This is a genomic window from Mycobacterium sp. PTI7, from assembly GCF_056679845.1.
Window position 1 is genome coordinate 2,161,127 of the sequence record NZ_CM155252.1, and the last position, 23,084, is coordinate 2,184,210.

27 protein-coding genes are annotated in these 23,084 nt (G+C 67.0%); 15 read left to right on the plus strand and 12 right to left on the minus strand.

The window, feature by feature from the left end; translation table 11 throughout:
* Positions 1–74: 74 nt before the first annotated feature.
* The 3 genes from AC1MEY_RS10450 to AC1MEY_RS10460 all read left to right on the plus strand — a co-directional run bounded on the left by AC1MEY_RS10450 (position 75) and on the right by AC1MEY_RS10460 (position 2,655).
* On the plus strand, positions 75–761 hold the full coding sequence (locus tag AC1MEY_RS10450; RefSeq protein ID WP_480230568.1) for a class I SAM-dependent methyltransferase: 687 nt from the start codon (positions 75–77) through the stop codon (positions 759–761).
* Between the two features lie 134 nt (positions 762–895).
* Complete coding sequence (locus AC1MEY_RS10455; RefSeq protein WP_480231408.1) at positions 896–1,720, plus strand: alpha/beta hydrolase; 825 nt, start codon at positions 896–898, stop codon at positions 1,718–1,720.
* Positions 1,717–2,655 (plus strand): NmrA family NAD(P)-binding protein, encoded by a 939-nt coding sequence (locus tag AC1MEY_RS10460; protein ID WP_480230569.1) that lies wholly within the window; start codon positions 1,717–1,719, stop codon positions 2,653–2,655. The genes AC1MEY_RS10455 and AC1MEY_RS10460 overlap by 4 nt, the downstream gene beginning before the upstream one ends.
* Positions 2,656–2,701: 46 nt before the next feature.
* Here AC1MEY_RS10460 and AC1MEY_RS10465 read toward each other — a convergent pair whose 3' ends face one another.
* The 5 genes from AC1MEY_RS10465 to AC1MEY_RS10485 all read right to left on the minus strand — a co-directional run bounded on the left by AC1MEY_RS10465 (position 2,702) and on the right by AC1MEY_RS10485 (position 5,717).
* The gene (locus AC1MEY_RS10465; RefSeq protein ID WP_480230570.1) at positions 2,702–3,295 is read right to left on the minus strand and encodes a TetR/AcrR family transcriptional regulator; all 594 of its coding nucleotides are present in this window, start codon (positions 3,293–3,295) and stop codon (positions 2,702–2,704) included.
* A gap of 66 nt (positions 3,296–3,361) precedes the next feature.
* Positions 3,362–4,372: an NAD(P)H-quinone oxidoreductase gene (locus AC1MEY_RS10470; RefSeq protein WP_480230571.1), complete on the minus strand. Its 1,011-nt coding sequence runs from the start codon at positions 4,370–4,372 to the stop codon at positions 3,362–3,364.
* Between the two features lie 28 nt (positions 4,373–4,400).
* Entirely contained in the window at positions 4,401–4,958 is a 558-nt protein-coding gene (locus AC1MEY_RS10475; RefSeq protein ID WP_480230572.1) for a hypothetical protein, read from the minus strand.
* Positions 4,959–5,098: 140 nt separating this feature from the next.
* Positions 5,099–5,500, minus strand: a complete 402-nt coding sequence (locus AC1MEY_RS10480) for a type II toxin-antitoxin system VapC family toxin (protein WP_480230573.1) — start codon at positions 5,498–5,500, stop codon at positions 5,099–5,101.
* Positions 5,501–5,567: 67 nt separating this feature from the next.
* Positions 5,568–5,717, minus strand: a complete 150-nt coding sequence (locus tag AC1MEY_RS10485) for a hypothetical protein (RefSeq protein ID WP_480230574.1) — start codon at positions 5,715–5,717, stop codon at positions 5,568–5,570.
* 119 nt (positions 5,718–5,836) lie between these two features.
* Here AC1MEY_RS10485 and AC1MEY_RS10490 point away from each other — a divergent pair, with 119 nt between their 5' ends.
* Together AC1MEY_RS10490 and AC1MEY_RS10495 are read left to right on the plus strand one after the other, a co-directional pair.
* Positions 5,837–6,388, plus strand: coding sequence for a YceI family protein (locus tag AC1MEY_RS10490; RefSeq protein ID WP_480230575.1), 552 nt, complete (start codon positions 5,837–5,839; stop codon positions 6,386–6,388).
* Positions 6,389–6,498: 110 nt separating this feature from the next.
* Positions 6,499–7,446: a GlxA family transcriptional regulator gene (locus AC1MEY_RS10495; protein ID WP_480230576.1), complete on the plus strand. Its 948-nt coding sequence runs from the start codon at positions 6,499–6,501 to the stop codon at positions 7,444–7,446.
* A 4-nt stretch (positions 7,447–7,450) separates the two neighbouring features.
* Here AC1MEY_RS10495 and AC1MEY_RS10500 read toward each other — a convergent pair whose 3' ends face one another.
* The 3 genes from AC1MEY_RS10500 to AC1MEY_RS10510 all read right to left on the minus strand — a co-directional run bounded on the left by AC1MEY_RS10500 (position 7,451) and on the right by AC1MEY_RS10510 (position 10,564).
* Complete coding sequence (locus tag AC1MEY_RS10500; protein ID WP_480230577.1) at positions 7,451–8,458, minus strand: zinc-dependent alcohol dehydrogenase family protein; 1,008 nt, start codon at positions 8,456–8,458, stop codon at positions 7,451–7,453.
* Between the two features lie 152 nt (positions 8,459–8,610).
* On the minus strand, positions 8,611–10,062 hold the full coding sequence (locus AC1MEY_RS10505; protein ID WP_480230578.1) for a dihydrolipoyl dehydrogenase family protein: 1,452 nt from the start codon (positions 10,060–10,062) through the stop codon (positions 8,611–8,613).
* Position 10,063: 1 nt separating this feature from the next.
* On the minus strand, positions 10,064–10,564 hold the full coding sequence (locus AC1MEY_RS10510; RefSeq protein ID WP_480230579.1) for a YkgB family protein: 501 nt from the start codon (positions 10,562–10,564) through the stop codon (positions 10,064–10,066).
* A 276-nt stretch (positions 10,565–10,840) separates the two neighbouring features.
* On the opposite strand from AC1MEY_RS10510, the gene AC1MEY_RS10515 reads away from it, so the two are divergent.
* Positions 10,841–11,467 (plus strand): RNA polymerase sigma factor, encoded by a 627-nt coding sequence (locus AC1MEY_RS10515; protein WP_480230580.1) that lies wholly within the window; start codon positions 10,841–10,843, stop codon positions 11,465–11,467.
* Entirely contained in the window at positions 11,464–11,715 is a 252-nt protein-coding gene (locus AC1MEY_RS10520; RefSeq protein WP_480230581.1) for an anti-sigma factor family protein, read from the plus strand. The genes AC1MEY_RS10515 and AC1MEY_RS10520 overlap by 4 nt, the downstream gene beginning before the upstream one ends.
* Before the next feature lie 14 nt (positions 11,716–11,729).
* Here the strand turns inward: AC1MEY_RS10520 and AC1MEY_RS10525 are convergent, their stop codons facing one another.
* Together AC1MEY_RS10525 and AC1MEY_RS10530 are read right to left on the minus strand one after the other, a co-directional pair.
* On the minus strand, positions 11,730–12,539 hold the full coding sequence (locus tag AC1MEY_RS10525; RefSeq protein WP_480230582.1) for an LLM class F420-dependent oxidoreductase: 810 nt from the start codon (positions 12,537–12,539) through the stop codon (positions 11,730–11,732).
* Between the two features lie 84 nt (positions 12,540–12,623).
* Entirely contained in the window at positions 12,624–14,339 is a 1,716-nt protein-coding gene (locus AC1MEY_RS10530) for a GMC family oxidoreductase (RefSeq protein WP_480230583.1), read from the minus strand.
* Positions 14,340–14,460: 121 nt separating this feature from the next.
* On the opposite strand from AC1MEY_RS10530, the gene AC1MEY_RS10535 reads away from it, so the two are divergent.
* The 7 genes from AC1MEY_RS10535 (at position 14,461) to AC1MEY_RS10565 (ending at position 20,000) form a co-directional block, all read left to right on the plus strand.
* Positions 14,461–14,883 carry a nuclear transport factor 2 family protein gene (locus tag AC1MEY_RS10535; protein ID WP_480230584.1) on the plus strand — a complete coding sequence of 141 codons (423 nt, stop codon included), beginning with the start codon at positions 14,461–14,463 and terminating at the stop codon, positions 14,881–14,883.
* A gap of 198 nt (positions 14,884–15,081) precedes the next feature.
* Positions 15,082–15,873, plus strand: coding sequence for an SDR family oxidoreductase (locus AC1MEY_RS10540; RefSeq protein ID WP_480231409.1), 792 nt, complete (start codon positions 15,082–15,084; stop codon positions 15,871–15,873).
* 97 nt (positions 15,874–15,970) lie between these two features.
* Entirely contained in the window at positions 15,971–16,858 is an 888-nt protein-coding gene (locus tag AC1MEY_RS10545) for a helix-turn-helix domain-containing protein (protein ID WP_480230585.1), read from the plus strand.
* Positions 16,859–16,890: 32 nt separating this feature from the next.
* Positions 16,891–17,490 carry an LGFP repeat-containing protein gene (locus AC1MEY_RS10550; protein WP_480230586.1) on the plus strand — a complete coding sequence of 200 codons (600 nt, stop codon included), beginning with the start codon at positions 16,891–16,893 and terminating at the stop codon, positions 17,488–17,490.
* A 103-nt stretch (positions 17,491–17,593) separates the two neighbouring features.
* A complete protein-coding gene (locus AC1MEY_RS10555) occupies positions 17,594–17,842 on the plus strand; it encodes a DUF3297 family protein (protein ID WP_480230587.1) in 249 nt (82 codons plus the stop codon).
* Between the two features lie 195 nt (positions 17,843–18,037).
* On the plus strand, positions 18,038–18,946 hold the full coding sequence (locus tag AC1MEY_RS10560) for an alpha/beta fold hydrolase (protein ID WP_480230588.1): 909 nt from the start codon (positions 18,038–18,040) through the stop codon (positions 18,944–18,946).
* 229 nt (positions 18,947–19,175) lie between these two features.
* Positions 19,176–20,000, plus strand: a complete 825-nt coding sequence (locus AC1MEY_RS10565; RefSeq protein ID WP_480231410.1) for an aldo/keto reductase — start codon at positions 19,176–19,178, stop codon at positions 19,998–20,000.
* Between the two features lie 57 nt (positions 20,001–20,057).
* Here AC1MEY_RS10565 and AC1MEY_RS10570 read toward each other — a convergent pair whose 3' ends face one another.
* Entirely contained in the window at positions 20,058–20,909 is an 852-nt protein-coding gene (locus AC1MEY_RS10570) for a helix-turn-helix domain-containing protein (RefSeq protein WP_480230589.1), read from the minus strand.
* An 89-nt stretch (positions 20,910–20,998) separates the two neighbouring features.
* Between AC1MEY_RS10570 and AC1MEY_RS10575 the strand changes: the two genes are divergently transcribed.
* Positions 20,999–21,418: a hypothetical protein gene (locus AC1MEY_RS10575; protein WP_480230590.1), complete on the plus strand. Its 420-nt coding sequence runs from the start codon at positions 20,999–21,001 to the stop codon at positions 21,416–21,418.
* Positions 21,419–22,002: 584 nt separating this feature from the next.
* Here the strand turns inward: AC1MEY_RS10575 and AC1MEY_RS10580 are convergent.
* Entirely contained in the window at positions 22,003–23,025 is a 1,023-nt protein-coding gene (locus AC1MEY_RS10580; RefSeq protein ID WP_480230591.1) for a zinc-dependent alcohol dehydrogenase family protein, read from the minus strand.
* Positions 23,026–23,084 lie beyond the last annotated feature (59 nt).

The window sequence follows — 23,084 nt, forward strand, 5'->3', positions numbered from 1 at the left end:
GACGCGGCGGACCACTCTTGCCAGATCGGCAACGATCGTTGCCGTATTCGATTCACCGTCGCCACCATGAGGTGGTGACCACTTCTCCGAAGAACCCGTTCGACGATCCCGGGCACGTGGCGATGTACGCCGAGCGCGCCGCGCAGATGGTGCCCGCCCTCGGCGACATCCACCGGATGGTGGGCGTCCTCATCGCCGAGCGGGTGCCGCCGGAGGCGAGGGTGCTGGTGTTGGGCGCCGGGGGAGGCCTGGAAACGAGGGCACTCGCGACCACCCATCCGCGCTGGACGTTCGACGCGGTCGATCCGTCGAAGGCCATGCTCGATCTCGCGGTCGAGACCCTCGGACCCGATGCGGCACGGGTCCGGATGCATTGCGGCTACGTCGACGTCGCGCCGCCCGGCCCCTTCGACGCCGCGACCAGTCTGCTGACGCTGCACTTCGTACCGCGTGACGAACGGGTGCGGACGGTGTCCGAGGTGCGTCGCCGCCTGGCGCCGGGAGCCCCGTTCGTCGCCATGCACCTGAGCATCCCCGGCGACGACGCCGAGCGGCGGGTCTGGATGGACCGGCACATGGCCTACCTCGCCGCCTCGGGCATCGATGCCACCGACCTGGAGAAGGCCCGCGCCGCAATCGAACTCGAGGTGCCCGTCCTGACGCCCGAGCAGGACCGCGCGATTCTCGAGGAGTCCGGCTTCACCGCCGTCACCGAATTCTTCTCGTCGTTCTCGTTCCGGGGGTGGGTGGGGTACGCGTAGTCGGTCGCCGGACGGAAGCGGATGGCTGTGTGGCACCGGTCACACCTAGGCAATTATGGAATATGCAGTCCATAACACGTGCTGTGCGACGCGGAGGTCGACCACCTTCCAACTCTCGCAGAACGGATCACGACATGTCAGCACAGCCAATCCTGTTCATCCACGGCCTGTGGCTTCACTCATCGTCTTGGGAACCATGGGCCGACCTCTATCGCAGGGAGGGGTATGAACCCGTCGTGGCCGGCTGGCCCGGCGACGGTCCCACCGCCGAGGCGACCCGACGAGACGGCCGGGTAGGGGGTTACGGGGTGGCGGACGTCGTCGCCCACTACGCAGATCTCATCGACGGCATGGCAGCGCGCCCGGTGGTGATCGGGCACTCCTTCGGTGGTCTCATCGCTCAGCGACTTCTCGACGCAGGCATCGCCACGGCAGCGGTCGCCATCGACCCCGCTCCGATCAAGGGCGTCACCAAGTTGCCGCTGTCGCAGATCCGCTCGACGCTTCCGGTGTTGCGCAGCAGGAAGAACCGGGACGGCGCGGTCAGCCTGTCCAAGCGGCAGTTTCGCTACGCCATGGCCAACGCGATACCCCGCGAGGAGGCAGATGAGCTGTATGAGCGCTTCTCGATTCCCGCTCCTGGCAAGCCGCTCTTCGAGGTGGTGGGCGCGAAGAAGGATGCCGATTCGCCGACCGCGGTCGACCTCGCCAACCACGCGCGCGGTCCGCTGCTCATCATCGGCGGGGGCAGAGATCACATCGTCGCCGAATCGGTCAGCCGTCAGGCCGCCGAACTCCATGCGGCATCTCGCGCCACCACCGATTACCACGTGTTTCCTGATCGCGGGCATTCCCTCGTCATCGACTCCCGATGGCACGAGGTCGCCGATCTCACCATCGGCTGGGTGAACGCCCACCAGTCACCAAACCTCACGTCCCTCCCGGAGGCACGGTCATGACCACGAACGACCACGACGGGCTCTACCTCATCACGGGTGCCACCGGAAAGACCGGGGCGGCTACCGTCGAACTGCTCCGTCAACGGGGGGCTCGGGTACGGGCACTGGTGCACTCCGTGGACGACCGTTCGGCCCGCCTGGCCGACCTCGGCGCCGAGGTCGTCACCGGCGACCTCCTCGATCTCGCTGCGGTCAGCTCGGCGATGGCGGGTGTGACCGCCGCGTACTTCTGCTATCCCATCGACCCCGGTGGGCTGTTGGACGCCACGACCATCTTCGCTCAGTCGGCCACCGAAGCGGGTGTCCGGGCGGTGGTCAACATGTCGCAGATCTCGGCTCGGCGAGATGCGAAGAGCCATGCCGCTCAGAATCATTGGTTGGGGGAGAGGCTGTTGGACCGTTCTGCCTTCATCACCACGCACTTGCGGCCGACGTTCTTCGCCGAATGGCTGATCTGGCAGTGGTCCCGAGAGCAGGACCAGGGTGTCCTGCGCCTGCCGTTCGCCGAGGGCCGGCACGCGCCCATAGCCGGCGCCGACCAGGCGCGCGTCATTGCGGCGATCCTCACCAATCCCGAACCACACGATCGGCAGGTCTATCCGCTGTCCGGACCCGTTGAACTCGACCATCACCAGATCGCTGCGAAGATGGCTGCGGCAGTGGGCTTCCCAGTCCGCTACGAACCGGTGGAGATCGACGCATTCGCCGACGTCCTGGCGATCCAGGGTCACACCCCGTTCCTCATTCAGCACTTGAGCAACGTGGCTCGCGATTACCGGGAGGGCGTCTTCTCGGGCGCCGACAATCTCGTCGAGGTCATCACCGGCACCCCGGCGACGACGGTCGAAGGATTCGTCACCGCGAACCGCGCGGCGTTCGACGGTCCCGGTCAGGAGCCGTCCTGGAAGCAGCTGCGCGACCGCCGAACTCGGTGACCACAGGGGTGCGCCGACCCGCGACCGCGGGTCGGCGCATCCGTCGTCACCGGGCGCGCGGCAGCATGCCGACGAACGACTCTGCGGCGGCCCTGATCCGAGCAGGAGCGACCCCACCCTTGTCCAGCGCCTCCAGCCCGCGCACGAACGCGAGCACGGCCGTTGCCAGCGCTTCCGGATCGGTGGCCGAGTCGACCGTCCCGTCGTCGCGCGCCGCGGCGATGCAGTCGACGAGCGCGCCTCGCCAGTCATCCATCGATCGTCCGACGATCCCGGCCACCTGCTCGTCGGTCCCGGCCAACTCCGCGGCACCCTTGGCCATCATGCATCCCCTTCGCCCGAGATCGTCGGCGAAGAGTTCTGCCTGCGAACGGATGTGGCGGACCAAGCGTTCATAACCTGTCGCGTCGGTGTCGGCCAATTCCGCGCGGAACGTGGTGACCATGTCGGTGCAGTAACCGGCCAGGGCTACCAGATACAGACCGTGTTTGTCACCGAATGCCCCGTAGAGAGAACCCTTTCCGAGCCCGGTCGCCGCGCTGAGTTCGTCCACCGACGTTGCGGCATACCCACGGGACCAGAACGTCGTCTGGGCAGCGGAGACGACGGCAGCTTCGTCGAACGTGCGTGGCCGGGCCATGACATCGAGGATACCAACCGATATGGACCGTTCGGTCAATTACTGTTCACGAGCCCGCGGCCTGCGTCAGGCCGGCTTCGACTGCAGCGAGCGCGACCCTTCGTTGTCCAGGATGACCTTGCCCACGGTGCGCTTGGACTCCACCAGTTCGTGCGCGCGTCCCGCCTCCGCCATGGGGACCACCGTGTCGACCACGACGCGAAGCGAGCCATCGTCGAACAGGGGCAGGACGTCGCGCACGACGCCCGCGATGATGTCGGCCTTCTGCTCGATCGGACGTGCCCGGAGCATCGTCGCCGTGACGCTCGCGCGCTTGGACATCAACAGCCCGAGATCGAGCAGCACCGGGTCGGTGCTGCCGCCGATGACGATGAGCACGCCGTCCGCCGCGAGGCACTCCACGTTGCGTGCGAGATAGTCGGAGCCGACGACGTCCAGGATGGCATCAACACCGCGACCGTCGGTCGCCCGCAGCGTCTCGGCGACGAAGTCCTCGGTGCGGTAGTTGATCGCCGTCTGAGCGCCCAGATCCATTCCCGCGCGGGTCTTCTCATCGCTGCCCGCGGTGGTGATCACGTGCGCCCCGATGGCCGATGCCCACTGGATGGCGAAGGTCCCGATACCGCCTCCGGCGCCGTGGATCAGCACCGTGTGACCCTTGGTCAGCCCCCCGATCATGGCGAGGTTCGAGTAGACGGTGGCCGCGACTTCGGGGATGGCCGCCGCCTCGATCATCGAGAGGCCGGCGGGTATCCGCATGACCTGGGTCTCGGGAACCGCCACCTGATCGGCGTACCCGCCGCCGTCGAGCAGTGCGCACACCTGATCACCGGGAGCCCACGCGGTGACGTCGGCTCCGACCGAGGTGACGGTCCCGGAGCACTCCAGTCCCAGGATGGCCGGCGCCCACTCCGGTACGGGGTAGTGGCCGCGACGTTGGAGTAGATCGGCGTTGTTCACACCCGCGGCTGCCACCGCGATGACCACCTCGTGCGGACGCGGGTGCACGGGTTCCACTGCCTTCCAGTGGAGTACGTCGGGCGCTCCAGGATGGTCGAAGACGATTGCGGATGTCACGGGACTTCTCCTCGGAGGTCTTCGGGAGTTACGCGTTGATCGTGGAGTGGACGGCGGCCCATCGCGCGATGCTCTGCGCGTAGAGCGGCGTCTCGACCTCGCAGTGCCGTCCGGACGCCTCCTGCCGGGCTGCTGCCGCCTCGGCGAAGGTCTGCCCCTGCTCGGCGATGAACGTCAGGAAGTCCTCGGTGGGATGGGAGGTCACCGTGTTGGTGTAGCGGCACCAGTCCCCGTCGAGCTGCTCCATGCAGAGTTCCCAGATGACCTGCGTCGTCGTCCATCCCCGGGGCGTCATCACGTCGGAGATGGACACCATTCGGCAGTAATGCGCCTCCGCGATGTCGAAGCGGTACTGCTGGATCACCAGTCCCGAACCGATCATCTCGACGTTGATGGACATCGGCGTGCCGTCGTCGTCGACCGTGTACCCCGCGGCCTTGTGGTCACCCGGCGCACAGCGCTGGTATTCGTGCGTGGGCAGCGTCTTCAGCCACTGCGCGATGTCGACGTCGTGGAACGAGGTCTCGACGTCGGCGGTGACGGCGGCGTGCGAGAGGACAAGGTCGTCGCGGACAACGGTGCTCATTGATGACTCCTGTTCGAGAGATGCGGAGTCGGGCCGGAGCGGTGCGCTCCCGGGTGGTCCGACCGATCCAGCATCTCGGGACGGGGGAGTGGCGACAATGACGCTGGCGGCACTTGGGCGGGTAGTGCTAGCGGTAAGCGCTAGGGCCGCAGGACCGCAGCGGGATCGACGACGTCGACGAAACTGCGCGCGGCGGCGGCCAACTCGTCATCCGCGGTGGCCAGTGCGTCCGCCTGCAGTTGCACGAGCGCGATGTACTCGGCCCGATAGGTGTCCGGCCAGTCCAGCTCGGCGGCGATCCGCCACGCCCGGGCCTGCAGAGACCGGTCACCGAGCAGACGGATCCGCAAACCGCGGACGTCGTCGAGTGTCCGGCGCCCGGTCGGCTCGTCAATGTCACCACGGCGCACCGACGCGTAGACGAGCGACAGTACCTGCGACCGCAACAGCGTGGGCGCCGCCAAGTCATGCGTCGGCGGGATGGCGACGCCGCGTGTCGCGAGGTCCACCGCCAGAGGCGCGTCGACGACGAAGGTGGTCATGGGGCCACCTTGGCATGAGCGCCGACGCTCGTCACCCGATTACCCGGGTGTGCTGATGGAGCGAGAGTCAGCCGGCCTCGTTGGCGTCACCGGGATGAGGCACGTTGTCGTCGTCGACGTACGCCGCATGCTCGGTGTCCACACCGTCGTGGTCGCGGGGGCCTTCGTTGGTTCCCTTGGACTCGACCGCGTCCGCGGCGTCACTCGGCATCGTCATGTGCAGTGCTCCCTGATGTTCCCGGCGGGCTGGTCCCGTCGACGTGTGGGTCGGTGAGGGAGTGCCCCGTCCGAGCCGGGCCGAACCGGAGAAATCGGTCGTATCCGTACAGTCGGGGCATGGACCCCTCGGCGTGGACGCTCGATCCGTCGATGGGCGAGATGCTGGTAGGCACCGAGTCCGCGGGCCCGGCGGCGCGACTGGGCCACGACTTGACGATCGAGATGACGGACTGGATGGCCGAACTGTCCTGGGTCGACGGACGTCCCACGGCGGTGCAGGTGACGATCCAGACCGCCTCGCTGTCCGTCCTGCGCGGCGACGGGGGCGTTAAGTCGCTGTCGGGTCCGGAGAAGGCCATCGTGCGATCGAATGCCCTGAAGTCGCTGGACGCGAAGCGGCATCCCACGATCGACTACCGCAGCGACGACATCGCGGCGACCGGGGACGGCGGATACCGCCTCGAGGGATCGCTCACCATCCACGGCACCACCCACCCACGCACGATCGAGGTCCAGGTGACCGATCTCGGCGACAGCTGGCGCATCACGTGTGAATCCGTCGTCCGTCAGTCCACGTTCGGCGTCACGCCGTACTCGTTGATGCTGGGGGCGCTGAAGGTCGCCGACGACGTGACGGTGTCGTTCACCGCGAGCCGGCCGAAGGACTGACGCACTCGGCGTGACCCGCACGGCAGGGAATCATCGCGACTGGTGGGAATGCATGCACGTGCGAGGATGGTGACGCGGTCGATACGCGTCGACCGGATCGGAGTGCGGCGGTGCAGCGATCGCATCGGGTGGTGGTCCTCGTCCTCGACGGAGCGCTCCCGCTGGACGTGGGAATCCCCTCTGAGGTGTTCCATCCGGAGACGGGATTCGGTTACGAGGTGTCGGCCTGCGGCGTCACCGCCGGAACGGTGCCGTCCCACGGGAACTTCGGCTACGCGGTGCCGCGAGGCCTGGACGCACTGGCCGACGCAGACACGATCGTCGTCCCGGGGTACGCCCCGGCAGGTCGACCCATCCCGGACCAGGTGGGCGAAGCGCTCCGGAGCGCCGCGTCGCGCGGGGTACGCATCGCGTCGATCTGCTACGGCGCGTTCGCGCTCGCAGAGGCCGGTCTGCTCGACGGCCTGCGCGCGACGACCCACTGGGATGCGGCGGAGAGATTCGCGGCGCGGTATCCGAAGGTCACGGTCGAACCCAACGTGCTCTTCGTCGACGAGGGGTCGGTCCTCACCTCGGCGGGCGCCGCCGCCGGTCTCGACCTGTGCCTGCACATCGTCCGGTGCGACCTCGGCATCAGCGCGGCCGGTGAGATCGCACGCGGACTCGTCACCGCGCCCTATCGAACCGGGGGTCAGGCGCAGTACCTGCCGAAGACCAGTTCGGCAGCCCATGGCGACAGCCTCAGCGCCACACGCGAATGGGCCATGACGCGGCTCGATCACCAGCTCACGATCGCCGAACTCGCCGCACACGCGCGGATGTCGCCCCGAACGTTCCTGCGCCGCTTCGGCGAAGAGACCGGGAGCACTCCGCTGCAGTGGATCCTGCGGGCACGGGTCGATACTGCCCGCGAACTCCTGGAGAGCACGAGACTGTCGGTCGACCGCATCGCCGAGCAGGTCGGCCTGGGGACCGGATCGAACCTCCGCCTGCACTTCCGCCGTCTCCTGGACGTCTCGCCCACGGAGTACCGCGCCACCTTCTCCGGGCGGGGTTGATCGACTACGCGACGCGACGCGGGAGCGCCACGGTGTCGCCGGCCACGTCGATCGCGACCTTGCCGTGAAGCACGTACGACCGCCTGTCCTCCAGGATCTCGTGGGCCTCACCCGTCCTGGCGAGGGGAAGGGTCGCGCCGATGACGGGCTTCACCAGACCGCGCTCGACCAGCGTGGTGAGCGCGTCGAGCTTTCCCCGGTTCTGCCGCGTGAAGACGAAGTGGTAGGCGGCGTTCTTGCCCCACGCCTCGATCAGGTTCTGCGGTTGCGCGATGTCGACGATGCTGACGACGCGTCCGAAGTCGGCCAGCGTCAGCGGACTTCGCGTGAGCGCGTCGCCACCGATCGTGTCGAAGACGACGTCGACGCCCTTGCCGTGCGTCATCTCGGTCACGCCGTCGACGTAGTCCGCCGAGGTGAAGTCGATCGCTTCGTCCGCTCCGAGGGAACGCACGAAGTCGTGATCGGCAGCTTTGGCGGTGGTGATCACGCGAGCGCCGATGGCCTTTGCGATCTGAATCGCGATCGTGCCGACACCGCCTGCGCCGCCATGAATGAGGATCGACTCCTCCACGCTGAGCTGGGCTCGCGTCACCAGGGACTCCCAGACCGTGCCGCCGACGAGGGTCAGGCTCGCCGCCTCGAGGTGGCTGATGTTCTCCGGCTTCCTTCCGACGAGTTCTACGTCGGCGACGTGTTGCTCGGCGTAGGAGCCGGGGCCGCCGAAGATCTGGGGCGTGTAGTACACCTCGTCGCCGACGCGGAACTCGGTCACGTTGGATCCCACCTCCTCGATCACGCCGGAGATGTCGTGTCCGATGATCGCCGGCAGCGGCACGAGATCCGCGTAGTCGCCGCGACGGATCTGGTAGTCGAGCGGGTTGATGGCGGTGGCATGGACGCGCACCCGCACCTGGCGGGGATCGACCTGCGGTACGGGGACGTCGCGCACCTCGAAGGCATCTGGGCCTCCGAATCGGGTGAGTACAACGGCTTTCATGGAGTCAGTCATGTCGGTGATCCTCATCGTGCTCTGAGTGCGCGACGCGCCGGGCGGGACCTCTCCAGTCTCTCCCGCGCAAACCTCGGACTCCAGTGGCGCGAATGCCAATATCCGCAAGGATGATGCCACGTGTTTCACGCGGCGTCAGGCCCGACATCGGCTCATTCCCCGCTCGTCGGACCACCCGAGGATCCCCTGCGTCGGGCAAGGAGCGGGTTCCATATCTGGTTGATCGACGGGTGCGGCGCGACCACGTGACGGAGTGTCTCGATCGGCACCTTGGCGACGACGGCGAGCGTTGCCGCCTGGGCGATTTCGGCGAACTCGGGTCCGACGAAGGTGGCACCCAGCAGCGTGTCAGTGTAGGCGTCGATGACGAGTTTCGCCCAGGCGTCGAAGCCGTCGCGGAAGATGGCGAGGTCGGGTACGGCGTCCGGGTAACGCGCGGTCGTCGTCTCGACCGAGAACCCGTCGGCGCGAGCTCGACCTTCGGTTCGTCCCACTTCGACGACCTGGGGGTCGGTGTACACGACCTGAGGCAGGTTGTGCGGATCGCGGGCGATGAGTTCCGCGGCGCCCAGCCGGCGGCCCCGTGCGCGGGCGGCGATCACGTCGGAGACCACGACGGCGTGATACTGCGACAGGTGGGACAGAAGCGCGCGTCCGGTGGTGTCGCCGATCGCGTACAGCCACGTGCCGTCGACCCCGAGTGCGTGCAAGTGGTCGTCGACGGCCACGAACTCGCCACCCTTCAGCCCCACGGTCTCCAAGCCGAGCGAGTCGGTGTTGACGATGCGTCCCGCGGCCACGACGACTTCGTCGAACTCGACGATCTCGTCGTCGATGGTGGCGCTGACTGCACCGCCCGCGCTCGCGCGGGTCGCCTCAGCCAGCCGAGCGTGGAATCGAAGGTCAACCCCGTTGCGCCGCAGCGACTCCGCGACCATCTCGCCCGCGACGGTCTCGGAGTTGCGCAGTAGGGAACCGCCGCGCGCGAGCAGCGTGACCCTCGATCCCAGGCCGGCCAGAATGGTGGCGAATTCGACGCCGACGACGCCGCCGCCGACGATCAAGGTTCGTGGTGGCACCCGCGTCATCGTCGCGAGGTCGCGGTTGGTCCAGGGACGCGCCTCGGCAAGTCCTGGTACGTCGGGAATCGAGGGTCGGGTGCCGGTGGCCAGCACGACCGCCTGCCGCGCTCGGACGGTTTCCTCGCGACCGTCGGGGTGGGTGACGGTGACCTCGCGGGCGCCGACGAGCCGGCCATGGGCGTGGATCACCGTCAGACCACTCCGTTGCAGCTCGGCGGTGACGCCCTCGTCGCGGAGATGGTCGACGATGGCATCCCGTTTGGCGAACACCGCGGCGACGTCGAGTCGACCCCGCCCGACCGCCTCCCGGACACCGGGAACGGCCTTCGCCAAGGCCAGCACCTCGACCGGGCGCAGTAGCGCCTTCGTCGGATTGCACGCCCAGTAGTGGCATTCGCCGCCGATGAGGCGTTCCTCCACCAGCGCCACCTCGAGCCCCTCGGCGATCAGGTATTCCGCCGCCGATGCTCCGCCGGGGCCACCGCCGATGACGACTACGTCGAACTCGGAAACTCGTGTCATGTCAGCCTCTGTCCGACCGCAGCGTCCGCACGGCATCGCCCAGCGTCCACAGCGCCACGGCAAGAAGGACGACGTCCTTGACCAAGAAGCTGCCGACCAGAGACAACACCGGGAAGCCACCGGCCTCGGGTGCCATCACACCGGGAGTGGTGGCCATGAAGCTGAGCGTCGTGACGAACATCCCGATGCCCATCACACTGCCCACGATGGACACTCTCGGCGCCCAGGGCTTCGCGGCGATCAACCCGGCGACCGCCAGTTCGACGACACCGAGCAGGGCCGAGAAGGCCGTGACCGAGAAGACGTCATACACCCAACCCATGAGCGGGCTGCTCGCGACGAGCGGCTGGATGGCATTGGCTTCGTACGAGGTGAACTTCAGAGCGCCGATCCAGGCGACGACGAGCACCAGGGAATACCGCACCGCGAGGTCCCCTGCAGGGGCGACCCGGGCGACGATGGGTGAGCCGTACAGACGAGTTGCACTACTTTGCAATGACATTGCCGTTCCTCAATCGATGGATGAACCGTATCGAGACGGGAGTGTCGCCGAAGAGGCGTGGCGTTACACGACGGAGTCGACCGGTCGACCTCCGGTTCACTGGGGGCGTGTTGAGCCTCCGATGTAACGGATGCTGCCCATCTCGACACTCACCTACGTCTGAGTTCTCGTGCTCGGGTACGACCGTCCGACTACTGTGCCGTCCAGCGGCACTGCGGCGTCACCGGCCGGCGGCCGGGCAGCGTTGTCGCGCACCACCGAGGGGAGAGACCCGACATGTTGGAACCGGCGGACACCGCACTGCTGGCCGACCAACTGCGCAACGGCGACCCCGAGGCCTTCAGCAAGCTACTCGACCTGTACGGGTCGTCGATGCTCCGAGTGGCGCACGGATACGTGTCCAGCCGCGAACAGGCCGAAGACGTCGTTCAGGAAACATGGATCGCGATCTTCAAGGGAATCGACCGGTTCGAGGGCCGAGCGTCGCTGCGAACGTGGATCTTCACCATCTTGATCAACGTCGCCAAGAAGCACGGCATGGCCGAACGGCGCCACGGCGACACGGCCCTACGCGTCGCGACGGGCGGCACCGTTGATCCCGATCGTTTTCGCGACGCGGGGGAGTCCTATCCCGGTCACTGGAGGCAACCGCCCGCCCCGTTCCCGGACACACCCGAGGGGTCACTGCTCAGCGGTGAACTCAGACGGGTTGCCGCGGCGGGGCTGCAGCGGTTGCCGGAGCGCCAGCGAGTGGTGGTCACCTTGCGTGATGTACAGGGGTTCAGTTCCGAGGAGGTATGTCGAATGTTGGACATCAGCGCGGCCAATCAGCGCGTGCTGCTGCATCGCGGCAGAGCCGTGGTTCGTCAGGAACTCGAAGACTACCTGGGGACCACCTCGTGAACGAGGACGACATCGCCTGCGAGCAACTCGTCGAATTGGTGACCGACTACCTCGACGGCGCGCTAGACCCCGACGTGGCCGCCAGGTTCAACGAGCATCTGCTGGAGTGCGACGGCTGCGTGAGCTACGTCGAACAGTTCCGGTCGACGATCGGCACCCTGGGGCGGGTCCAATCCGATCAGCTCGACGAGCGGTTCCGGGCGCGCCTCGTCGACACGTTCCGTGGATGGACGACGAACGAGGAGTAGCGCCTGGCGGGTCGCTACCCGTTGTCCCGCCAGGCGATGACGTCCTTGAGGCTTGAGAGGTCGTAACCGTTGGCGGCGGTGAGTTCGGTCTGGAACAACGTCACTCCTGCCCCTCGGAAGGCGTCGGCGCTGTCGGCGTTCTCCCACAGCGTCGACCGCTCGATGTCAGATCCGTTGCGGCCGAAAGTCGCTGCCAACTCGTCAACGCGGGCACTGGACCTGCGGAAGGCGTCGAGGTCGGTGAACGCGTGCCAGATGTCGGCGTGCCGGGCAACGGCGGGCAGCGAGCGCTTGGGACCGGTGCCGCCGATGAGAATCGGGAGCTTGCGCACGGGCGGCGGGATCAGAGCGGCGAGCCGGTTCTCGATGCGGACCAGACTCTCGTCGAACAGGTCGAAGCGCGAGCCGAAGGTGCCGAAGTCGTAACCGTAGGTGGTGTAGTCCTTTTCGTACCATCCCGCGCCGAGGCCGAGAATGAGCCGTCCGCCGCTGATGTGGTCGACGGTGCGCGCCATGTCGGCGAGCAGGTCGGCGTTGCGATAGCCGACGCCGGTGACGAGGAGGCCGATCTCGGCGTGCGAGGTGATCTCGCCCCACGACGCGAGCGCGGTCCACCCCTCGAAGTTGGCGACGTCGGGTTGCTCGTCGAACATGACCGGCTTTCCGTCGACGATGCCCTTCATCGCCGGGTAGTGGAAGTGGTCGTAGCCGAAGATCACGTCGGCGCCGAGGTCGTCGGCGGCCACCACGGCATCGCGCCAGGTGCGGTAGTCGGGCGTGCCGCCCGGCTGGATCTGCACGGCGACGCGGACGGGACGGGTCATGGATGCTCCTGAGTCGGGGGAGTGACGACCCTTGAGCCAAGTTCAACCGGGTACGGGTTTATTCCGGATCGGCGACGCGGGCACTCATTCCAGGATTGCCCGCGCTGCGCGTTCCGCGATCAGCATGACGGGCGCATTGGTGTTACCCGACGTGATGGTGGGCATCGCCGACGCATCGACCACGCGCAGGCCCGCGACGCGGTACACGCGGCAATCGGTGTCGAGCACCGTGGCTGCCGACCGCGGCCGTCCGCCGGTGTCGAACGCTCCCATCGCGCAGGTACCCACCGGATGGAAGATGGTCGTCCCCAACTCGCTGGCCGCCTGCTCCAGGTCCTCGTCGCTCGTCAGTCGTGGGCCGGGAAGCACCTCTTCCGGAGAGTAGCGGGCCAGGGGTTGCGCTGCCATGATCTGCCGGGTCATCCTCAGCCCCCGCACCGCAATTCGACGGTCGGCGTCGGTCGACAGATAGTTGCAGGAGATCTTCGGCGAGGTCAGCGGATCCGCACTCGCGATCCGCACGTGACCACGCGAGGTGGGGCGCAGATTGCACACCGACGGCGTTATCGCGCCGAAGGAATGCAGGGGTTCGCCGAACTTGGCCAACGACAACGGCTGCACGTGCCACTCCAGGTCGGGACTGGGCAAGGCGGCATCGCTCCTGGCGAACGCCCCCAGCGTGGACGGCGGCATCGTGAGGGGTCCCGAGCGGAACAGGAGGTACTGCAATCCCATGCCGGCACGCGTGATCAGGTTCCGGTACAGCGTGTTGACGGTCCGGGCGCCGGTCACCCGGTAGACCGTTCGCAACTGCAAGTGGTCCTGGAGGTTCTCACCCACCCCTGGCAGGTCGACGGCCACCGGCACCTGATGCTGGGTGAGCAGCCCCGCCGGTCCCAGACCAGAGGCCTGCATCAGCTGGGGAGACCCGATCGCCCCGGCGCTCAGGATCACCTCCCGGCGGGCCAGGACGTCGACGATCTGGCCGTCCTTGCGCAGCCGCACACCGGTGGCGCGGTGCCGAGCCGTGGTCCAGGCGCCACGCCGCTGACCGTCGCGCACCTGATCGTCCATCAGCAGGTGCAGAGCCTGGGCGTGCGTGTAGACGGTGAGATTGGGTCGTCGCGCGACGGGGTGCAGGAAGGAATCGGCCATCGACCAGCGACGCCCACGCCGCTGGTTGACGTGGAAGTACGCACTGCCGTCGTTGCTTCCGCGGTTGAACTCGTCGATCGGATCGATACCCGCCTCGGCAGCGGCGGCCTGCCAGGCATCCAAGATCTTCCACCGCACGCGCGGCCGGTCGACGGCGATCTCACCGCCCGCACCGTGCCAGTCGTCGGCGCCGCCGAAGTAGTCCTCGAGTTCCTTGTAGATCGTCAGGGTCTCGCCGGGCTGGTCCGTTCCACCCCACAGCCAGCGATCGTCACCTGTGGCCCGGGCCCACAGTTCGTAGTCCGACGCCTGCCCGCGCATGTGGATCATCGCGTTGATCGACGAGCTGCCGCCGATGACCCGGCCGCGCGCGTAGTGGATGCTGCGGCCCGCCAGTCCCGGATCGGCCTCGGTGGCGAAGCACCAATCGGTGCGCGGGTTCGCGATCGTGTAAAGGTAGCCCACCGGCACCTTGATCCAGAACCAGTCGTCCTTGCCGCCGGCCTCGACCAGGAGCACCCGGTGATCGGGGTTGGCGCTGAGCCGGTTGGCGAGCAGGCAGCCCGCACTGCCTGCTCCCACGATGACGTAATCGAACTCGGCGGCGTCGAACTCGGCGGCGTCGAACTCGGCGGCGGGGTGCATCTTCCTCCATGGCGTCGGTGCGGCATCCGACGATCGCACACGAAGCGCTGACTTCGTCGTCGAACGTCGTGGCGCGGACGTATCGGTTGACAGAGTTCGGCCACGGCCGCACGATTGATACGTGACACGTCACCTATTGACCGAGCCGGCAGACACCACTTCGTCGACGGGAACTTCGACGTCCGGTCCGATTGCCGAGTTGCTGAGCCGAAACCTTCAGGAAGTGTTCGGCGAGAACGACGGTCGACGTCGGAAAGCAGCACTGGACGAGATGTACACGGAGGATTGCGTCCTGTACGTGCCCGACGGCGTGTTCGAGGGTCGAGGCGCCATCGACCGATTCGCCGGAGACCTGCGCCTGACCCATCCCGATTTCGTCTATACGCCGCACGGAGATCCGCAGGTCCTCCACAACGGAGGGATCTTGGCCTGGGGTTCTGGACCGAGGGGCGAGGCGCCCGATTACACCGGACTCGACGTCATCATCACCGAGGACGGGCGAATCTCGGCCATCTACGTGTACCTGAATCCCAAGCTCTCCTGACGCCGACTGTCCACGACGGCGCCCGGGGCCTCGTCACGACGCCTGCCGGACGAGGGGGAGTCTGGCAGTACCCCTACTGCGGGACTCTCCATGGCTCCCGAAGTGCCGCCTAACTTCGTGTTCGAGGAAGAGGACCGAACGGGGGATGGCAGCGGAGCTCGCTGCGTTCCGTCCGCCCATCGAGGAAGGCAGCACGTGATGAACGACCAATGTGCAACGCAGGCAGAGCTTTTCGATTTGACCGGCAGGAATGCGCTCGTCACCGGCGGCACCAGGGGCATCGGGATGATGATCGCGCGCGGACTCCTCCAGGCGGGCGCCCGTGTCGTCATCAGCTCGCGCGATGCCGAAGCGTGCGCGCGAGCACGGGAACGGCTGTCCGCGTATGGCGACGTCTGGGCCATCCCGGCCGACCTGTCCCGGCACGACGAATGTGAGCGCCTCGCGCATCTCGTCACGGCCGATTCCGCGAGCCTCGACATCCTCGTGAACAACGCGGGCGCGATGTGGGACGAGCCGTTGGAGACGTTCCCGGACGAAGCGTGGGACACGGTGCTCGACCTCAATCTGAAGTCGCCGTTCTGGCTGGTACAGGCGCTGCTGCCGGCACTTCGCACCGCCGGGACCGCCGACGCCCCCGCGCGGATCATCAACATCGGCAGCATCGCCGCCATACACATCCCGCAGCGGCCCAACTACTCGTACTCGAGCAGCAAGGCGGCACTACATCAGCTCACCAGGGTGCTCGCCAAAGAGCTGGGTCCGCAGCGCATCACGGTGAACGCAGTGGCGCCGGGGCCATTCCCGTCGGCGATGATGGCAGACACCCTCGACCAGTTCGGCGACGTCATCGCGGCGTCGGCCCCCCTGCGACGGATCGGCCGCGACGACGACATGGCGGGCGTCGCGGTCTTCCTCGCCAGCCGCGCCGGCGCCTACCTGACCGGCACCGTCATCCCCGTCGACGGAGGGATCGCCACGACCGCGTGACTCGTCCCGACGTGTCGGTGACCGGTCCGCCGGACGTCGCGTTCGGGGTATTGGCGGTACCTCCCTCCACCAACGGAGCGGGCCTACGGTGGAGTGGATGGACGCCACGCTCGATCTGCGCACCGAAATCCGCGAGTTCTTGAGGTCGCGTCGCGCCCGCATCACGCCCGAACGGGCCGGCCTGCCCAACTACGGTGGCCGACGCCGCGTTCAGGGCCTCCGCCGAGAAGAGGTGGCGCTGCTCGCGGGCGTATCGGTCGAGTACTACGTGCGCATCGAGCGCGGCAACCTCGCCGGTACGTCAGACGGCATACTCGACGCGCTCGCCACAGCCCTGCAGCTCGACGACGCGGAGCGCGATCACCTCCTACATCTCGCACGCCAGTCCGGCGCGCCCCTCGGCCGACGGCACGACACACCCTCCACGACGGTGCGTGCCGGCCTACAGGACATGCTCGACGCCATCACCGGTGCGCCGGCGGTGATCCGCAACGGTCGCCACGACCTGCTCGCCATGAACCACCTCGGTCGCGCGCTGTATTCACCGGTGCTGGCCGAGGCACGACGGCCCGCCAACACGGCGCGGTTCGTGTACCTGCATCCCGCGGAAGCACAGGACTTCTTCGTCGACTACGAGCATGCGGCACGCAACGTGGCGGCGATGTTGCGCATGGAGGCGGGTCGCAATCCGCAGGACGCGGAACTCGTCGCCCTGGTGCGCGAGTTGTCCACGCGGAGTCCGTCATTCCGGCAGCAGTGGGCATCGCGAGACGTTTGCGTGCACGGACACGGGAGCAAACGCGTGAACCATCCAGTGGTGGGCCCGCTCGACCTGAACTTCGAGTCCCTGGATCTGCCCACCGAGCCCGGCCTGCAGCTGAACCTCTACACCGCGAGCCCGGGCGGGCCGACCGCGCACGCGCTGGCCCTCCTGGCGTCGTGGGCCACGCAGGACACGGCGGCGAGTGGTGCAGCCACAATTTGACCCGCACCGACGGAGGGCGCGAGAGTGAGTCCATGAGGACGAGCGCATACCGCACGACCGCAGCCGTCGGCCTGGCCGTCACGTTGATCACCGTGGGCTGCAGCAACGGTGAGAACGTCGACCCCTCGGCGTCGCCGCACGTCGGACTGATCGGCACCTCCGAGACGCAAGCTCCGCCCACCGAAGTGAAGCTCATCGGGGAGCGGGACGTCGAGGTGACGCTGACCGGTGCGATCGCGGCCAAGTACGCCTCGGCGACCGAGAGTCAGCGGCAGGCTCTCGGGAAGCCGTTGACCGGCGACCGCAATGCGGGAGCGCGGGAGAGTGGCGTGGTTTTCCAGCAGTTCCAAGGCGGCGTGATCACGGCGAAGAACGCCGACGCGAGCACTCCGGGGTACATCACCTGGGGCAGGATCCGGGAGGCCTGGAACGTCCAGCGCGACCCGGAGGGCTTGCCTGCGGTCACTGGCGAGAACGGCTCGGTGGGCCCGCTGGGCGCGCCGACCAGCGACGAGAACCCCGTAGGGGATCTCCTCGTCACCACCTTCGATCACGGCAAGGTCGAGTACGACCCGAAGACGGACCAGGTCGAGGTGACGGTCAACGGCAAGATCGTTCCCTCCGGACTCTGACGTTCACCGCGCGGCTTCACTCGTTCGGATCGGCCCAGGCAGGGTCGCGTAGATTCTTGGTCAACGATCCGAGCATTCAACGCAGCACTCACCAAAGGCCGACATGTCCGACGAGCAGACGACAGACGTCCCACCGAATCACCTCTCCATCGATCCGCGCAGTGCCTTCTACAGCGAAGAGGCGCTCGTACGCGGTGTGGGCATCCTCTTCAACGGTGTCGAGAAGACCAATGTTCACGAGTACGACGTGACCGAGGGTTGGGTGCGTGTCGAAGTCCCCACCGCGAAGGATCGCCGGGGGAATCCGATGGTCGTCAAGCTCAATGGCGAGGTCGAGCCGTTCTTCCGCTGAGCGCGACGACGGACGTCCGGCAGCTCTGACCGAAACCGGGTCGCTCCGCGTCATGTCACGGTGGCGCCGTCGGATCGGTGGTTGGCCCTAGCCGTCATTCGGGCGTGCGGGGGGGCCGACACGTGCCCCCCTTCGGCCGGGACGTCGGGACGACACTGGTCGCCGATGGGCTTGCCCACGGAAAGGCGACAGCACATGACCACAGCGCGCAATGTCGACGTCCAGCACGGTCGTGCCTGGGTCGACCCGGATGAGACGGTTCGAATCGGCTACACGGTCGTCACTCCACCCGAGCCCAGCAGGACGGTCGTGCTCCTCCACGGCGCCCCGCAAACGCGATACGAGTGGCGCAAGGTCATGATGCCGCTTGCCGCCGCCGGCTACCGGGTGGTCATGCCCGACTATCGGGGCGCTGGCGCGTCGGACAAACCCCGTGACGGGTACGACAAGTGGACCATGGCCGGTGACATCCACACCTTGGTGCGCAACACCCTGAACGTGACGGACCCCGTCTCGCTCGTCGGCCACGACCTCGGATCGACACTCGCCCTGAGTTACGCGCTGCGGTACCGCGATGACGTCGCGAGCGTTGCCTTCATGGAGGCACCGCTGCCGGGCACTGCCTACTACGAGTGGCGCGTTGCTCAGAAGTCGGCGTGGCAGTTCTCCTTTCATGCCAACCCGGACATCGCGGTGTACCTCGTGCACGGACGCGAACGGTGGTACGTCAACCGGTTCTTCGACGACCTGACCTACCAGCCGGATGCGATCTCCCATGACGACCTCGACGTGTACGCCCGCGCGTTCGAAGCCCCAGGAGCCATGCGCGCGATGTGTGAGGTCTATCGGGAACTCGACCGCGACGCCGTCGACAATCGTGCCGCCCTGCAACGAGACGGCAAGCTCACCGTCCCGGTGTTGGCGTCCGGAGGTGCCTCCGGGCCACTCGCGAAGCACTTCCGGGCGATGTGCGAAGAGGTCGCCGAGTCGGTGACCGAGCAGCTCGTCCCGGACTGCGGCCACTGGGTGGCCGAGGAGCAGCCTGCGTACTTCACCAGGATGTTCCGTGAGTTCGACGCTGCCGCTCGGGGCCTGACGGGATAGCGCTGCCGACCAGGTGACGCCGCCGGCTCACTGGGGGGGGTGTATCGCGCCCCCGAAGGGTCGCCGGATGGCACCTAACGTGGTCGCGGTGGCGCTGGTCGGCCCGGCAGCACGACGCCGCCACACACATTGAGAACGGACTGAAGTGGAGGTAATGGCAATGGGAAACGTGAATCCGCAGACGATCACCATCGCTGGAAAGACGGTGTCGCGTCTGGGTTTCGGCTCGATGAGATTCACCGGCCGCGGGATCTGGGGGGAGCCCCAGGACCGGGACGAATGCATCGCCGTCGCACGTCGGGCGGTCGATCTCGGCGTGCAGTTCATCGACACCGCCGACTCCTACGGCCCGCATGTCGCCGAAGAGATTCTGCGCGAGGCGCTGCATCCGTACCCCGATGACGTCGTCATCGCGACGAAGGCGGGCTTGACCCGTAACGGGCCCGACGTCATCGACACCGACTCCGGACCGACACGCCTGGGACCGGCGGCGTGGCCACCGGTCGGTAGACCCGAATACCTGCGGCAGCAGGTACTGATGAGCATGCGCCGCTTGGGGGTCGATCAGATCGACCTCCTGCAGTTGCACCGGGTGGATCCCAAAGTGCCGTTGGCAGAACAGATCGGTGAACTCAAGGCCCTTCAGGACGAGGGCAAGATCCGCGAGATCGGCATGTCGCAATGCACGGTGGCTCAGCTCGACGAGGCACGGCAGATCGCCGACATCGTGAGTGTCCAAAGCCGGTTCAACGTCATCGACCGGAGCGCCGTCGACGTGTTGGAGGTGTGCGAGCGCGACGGGCTCGCGTTCATTCCGTGGGCGCCGGTGGCGCAGGGTGGTCTCGACGCGGCGCACCAGGCGCTCGTCGACGTCGCCCGGGCGCACCAGTGCACCGTGGGCCAGGTGGCGATCGCCTGGCTGTTGCACCTCTCCCCGGTGATGCTTCCGATCCCGGGCACGTCGCAACGCACGCATCTCGAAGAGAACATGGCGGCCGCCGACGTTCGGTTGACACCGGAACAGATCGATGAACTCAGCTCGGCTGCCGGTTGATCGACCACGGCGGCACGCGGTGGCGGTGAACGCCGTGTGCCGCCATCCGGCGTGCGACTACGCCGACACGGTCACCGGCGCCAGCGATTCCAGTAGAGCGACGGCATCGGGGGAGGACCCGTTCTCGAGCGCACAGTAGACGAAGAGCCGCTGGTCGGGCGCATCCGCCACCTCGAGCGCCTCGAAGTGGAGGTGTAGCTCGCCGACTTGCGGATGATGGAACACCTTGTCCTCGCTGGCGCGCGGACGTACGTCGTGGGTCGCCCAGAGTCCGGCGAAAATTACACTGCGAGAGGAGATCTCGTCGACCACCTCGGCGACGCGGTCGTCATTCGGGAATCGGGTCAGCCCTGATCGAAGGTTGCCGACGACCTGGGTGGCCACGTGCTGCCAGTCGGGGTAGAAATCCTTCGCGGCAGGCTCGAGGAACACCATGCGGGCAAGGTTGTCGGTGTCGCCGAAGCCGCTGTACATCGCACGACCGGCCGCGTTGATCCCGAGGATGTTGAGGCCGAGGTCGACGACGAATGCCGGTACGCGCAGGCCGGAGTCGAGGAGAAGTCGGACTCCCGCCGAGACCGTGGTCGCGCGAGCCGGCATCGCCAGGGGGAGGGGATGGACGAGCGAGATCAGGTAGGCAGTCGCGTGCGCATCGAGTCGCAGCGCGCCTGCGAGCGCACGAAGCACTTGCAGCGACGGCCGTTGCTCGCGACCCTGTTCGAGCCGTCGGTAGTAGTCGGTGCTCAATCCGGCGAGGAGTGCCAGTTCTTCTCGACGTAGTCCCTGAACCCGTCGACCGGCGCCTGGTACGAGGCCGACGTCCTGGGGCGTGACCGCTTCACGCCTCGCTCGCAAGAACGAACTCAGCTCCGCCGATCGATGTGCCATGGCCCAATGATCGACGCACATCGCTGGGGCTGCAAGGCCAGACCCTGGTCGAGAGTTGGGGTGTGCGAACTTGGGATCGGTAGGCGCGTCGACGGTATTGACTCGACGCCATGAAGAAGATGACCATCGGCTCCATTGCGACGGGTTGCGCCCTCGCCAGCCTCGGCCTGGCGGCATCCGCCCACGCGGATCTCGGGCCAGGCGACTACCACTACCGCAGCGTCATGGCCAACGGGATCGTCACCGACAGCCTGATGCGAGTGACGAACTGCGGCCCCGGCTGCGTCTCGCTCGTCAACCTCACGTCGAACACCGACCAGGGTCAGGCGCACGTCCAAGGCAACCAGTACGTGCTCGACCAGTTCGTTCCCGGTGGCGCGTTCTGTCCCGACGGGCGTGCGGTCGACGTGGTGGCCCGCTCCACGTTCGACCTCGACGGCACCAACGGGCTGTATACGCTCAGCGGCCCCAATCCCTGCGGTAACGATGGCCCGGTGGGCGAGACCCGGTTCACCTTCGTTCCCGCGTGAGCGACTCGGCGGACACTCCAGTGTCGTAGCGGGCGGCCGCTATCGGTTCGGATCACGCGCCAGGTGCGCCATTGGTTCCGGTTCCGTTGGGTGAGCCGCCCGTTCCGATGCCTCCTGCACCGGGCTGGGCGGTGCCCGCGCCGCCGGCGCCGCCGGTTCCCGAGCCGCCTTGGCCGCCCGCATGGGCGTTGCCACCGGTGCTGCTGCCGCCGTTGCCACCGATGTAGCCGCCGCACCCACGATGATGAAGTCGTATGCCTTCGATTGTTCTGACATCGAAAGAGTCCGTTCGATCGATGTTCTGTGTTCGGCTTGGCTGCGGCGAGGACGGCCGAACGACTAGTCCGACTTCGGCACGACTGCGGTGCATGGGAACGAACGCCACGTGCAACTAGCGAATGTGGTTATTCCGTTGTTAGTCAACGGCTTCGATGAGTACACGTTCGTAGGACTGAGTTCCAACCACTTGAGGCGACTCGGCGGCTGTTTCTCGCGCCGCCCACTCAACGCTGGAATCTGCACTGCCGATCACTATCTCGCGTTTGAGAACTCTTCAGTTGGCCACCGATTGTGCTCTGCGGCGACTACGCCAAGCCATCGAGGATGGGGCTGAATGCCCTCACGGTTTCCGCGCCGAACATTATCTTCCCGCCCCGTCTGTTGGATCGGGCGTGCGCGATTGCTTTGGGGTAGTCATCTAAGTGGTAGACGGCCTCCACAGGTGTGCGCAGTGTGCCGTCGGCTATCAACTCTATGAGGTGGGAGTACACCTGCTCGATCTCTTCGCGCGGGGCCGAATCCAGCCAATTGTGCACCCAGAAACCGTGCACGTGGAGTCCGTGGAAGTTGAGTTGCATTGGATTCACGACGATGGGCAGCCCGGTGGGCACGGCGTAACTCACGATGTTCGCGCCACGGGCAAGGTGTGGAACGAGCCCGTCAATGACGGGGCCGCCGACTCCGTCGATCAACAGTCCGATCTCGTCACCTTGCAGGATGTCGGCGAGTGCCGCGGGCATGGTCTCGTCACTTACCACTACCGCGTCGGCGCCCGCTGCCAGCAGCGGTTGAACTGCGTTCGCGCGACGGACCACGTTCAGCGTGCGCAGGCCGGCACGCCGGGCCAGGGCCATGACGAAGGCGCCGACACCGGAGTTGGCGGAGGTCTGCGCCACCCAGGACCCGGGTTCGAGGTAGCTCCCGTACTGCAGCACCAGATATGCCGTTGCCGCGTTGATCCCGGCCGTTGCCAGCTGGACGGGATCGGCAGCACGGGCCACTCGGACGACGTAGCGCTCGTCGATGACTTTCTCCTCCTGCCAGGTGCCTGGCTGAGGTGACGGCAGGACCAGGACTCGATCCCCGGTCGCGACGGAGACGACACCTGAACCGATCTCGGTGACGTAGCCGACGCCCTCGGAACCTGCGGGTGACGGCAGCGCCGGCTGGAACGGATATTGCCCATCCAGCAGCATGAAGTCCGATGGATTCAGCGGCGCGACCTCGAGTGCGACGCGCACCTGGCCGGCACCTACCGGCGCAGATTCGACGTGTACGAGGCTGATTGAGCGTGGAGAGTTGTATTTGCTGAACTGGATTGATTTCACGGGAGTCCTTCAGTGTGGGTGTGAGGTGTCGAGTACCGACGGCTGCCGGTTCGACGGGC

Excerpts from the sequence above, each read along its gene's own strand:
- AC1MEY_RS10455 (WP_480231408.1), top strand. The coding sequence starts at position 896 with ATGTCAGCACAGCCAATCCTGTTCATCCACGGCCTGTGGCTTCACTCA.
- AC1MEY_RS10460 (WP_480230569.1), top strand. The coding sequence starts at position 1,717 with ATGACCACGAACGACCACGACGGGCTCTACCTCATCACGGGTGCCACC.
- AC1MEY_RS10465 (WP_480230570.1), bottom strand. The coding sequence starts at position 3,295 with ATGGCCCGGCCACGCACGTTCGACGAAGCTGCCGTCGTCTCCGCTGCC.
- AC1MEY_RS10475 (WP_480230572.1), bottom strand. The coding sequence starts at position 4,958 with ATGAGCACCGTTGTCCGCGACGACCTTGTCCTCTCGCACGCCGCCGTC.
- AC1MEY_RS10480 (WP_480230573.1), bottom strand. The coding sequence starts at position 5,500 with ATGACCACCTTCGTCGTCGACGCGCCTCTGGCGGTGGACCTCGCGACA.
- AC1MEY_RS10485 (WP_480230574.1), bottom strand. The coding sequence starts at position 5,717 with ATGACGATGCCGAGTGACGCCGCGGACGCGGTCGAGTCCAAGGGAACC.
- AC1MEY_RS10490 (WP_480230575.1), top strand. The coding sequence starts at position 5,837 with ATGGACCCCTCGGCGTGGACGCTCGATCCGTCGATGGGCGAGATGCTG.
- AC1MEY_RS10500 (WP_480230577.1), bottom strand. The coding sequence starts at position 8,458 with ATGACTGACTCCATGAAAGCCGTTGTACTCACCCGATTCGGAGGCCCA.
- AC1MEY_RS10505 (WP_480230578.1), bottom strand. The coding sequence starts at position 10,062 with ATGACACGAGTTTCCGAGTTCGACGTAGTCGTCATCGGCGGTGGCCCC.
- AC1MEY_RS10510 (WP_480230579.1), bottom strand. The coding sequence starts at position 10,564 with ATGTCATTGCAAAGTAGTGCAACTCGTCTGTACGGCTCACCCATCGTC.
- AC1MEY_RS10515 (WP_480230580.1), top strand. The coding sequence starts at position 10,841 with ATGTTGGAACCGGCGGACACCGCACTGCTGGCCGACCAACTGCGCAAC.
- AC1MEY_RS10525 (WP_480230582.1), bottom strand. The coding sequence starts at position 12,539 with ATGACCCGTCCCGTCCGCGTCGCCGTGCAGATCCAGCCGGGCGGCACG.
- AC1MEY_RS10530 (WP_480230583.1), bottom strand. The coding sequence starts at position 14,339 with ATGCACCCCGCCGCCGAGTTCGACGCCGCCGAGTTCGACGCCGCCGAG.
- AC1MEY_RS10540 (WP_480231409.1), top strand. The coding sequence starts at position 15,082 with ATGAACGACCAATGTGCAACGCAGGCAGAGCTTTTCGATTTGACCGGC.
- AC1MEY_RS10545 (WP_480230585.1), top strand. The coding sequence starts at position 15,971 with ATGGACGCCACGCTCGATCTGCGCACCGAAATCCGCGAGTTCTTGAGG.
- AC1MEY_RS10550 (WP_480230586.1), top strand. The coding sequence starts at position 16,891 with ATGAGGACGAGCGCATACCGCACGACCGCAGCCGTCGGCCTGGCCGTC.
- AC1MEY_RS10555 (WP_480230587.1), top strand. The coding sequence starts at position 17,594 with ATGTCCGACGAGCAGACGACAGACGTCCCACCGAATCACCTCTCCATC.
- AC1MEY_RS10560 (WP_480230588.1), top strand. The coding sequence starts at position 18,038 with ATGACCACAGCGCGCAATGTCGACGTCCAGCACGGTCGTGCCTGGGTC.
- AC1MEY_RS10565 (WP_480231410.1), top strand. The coding sequence starts at position 19,176 with ATGAGATTCACCGGCCGCGGGATCTGGGGGGAGCCCCAGGACCGGGAC.
- AC1MEY_RS10570 (WP_480230589.1), bottom strand. The coding sequence starts at position 20,909 with ATGTGCGTCGATCATTGGGCCATGGCACATCGATCGGCGGAGCTGAGT.
- AC1MEY_RS10575 (WP_480230590.1), top strand. The coding sequence starts at position 20,999 with ATGAAGAAGATGACCATCGGCTCCATTGCGACGGGTTGCGCCCTCGCC.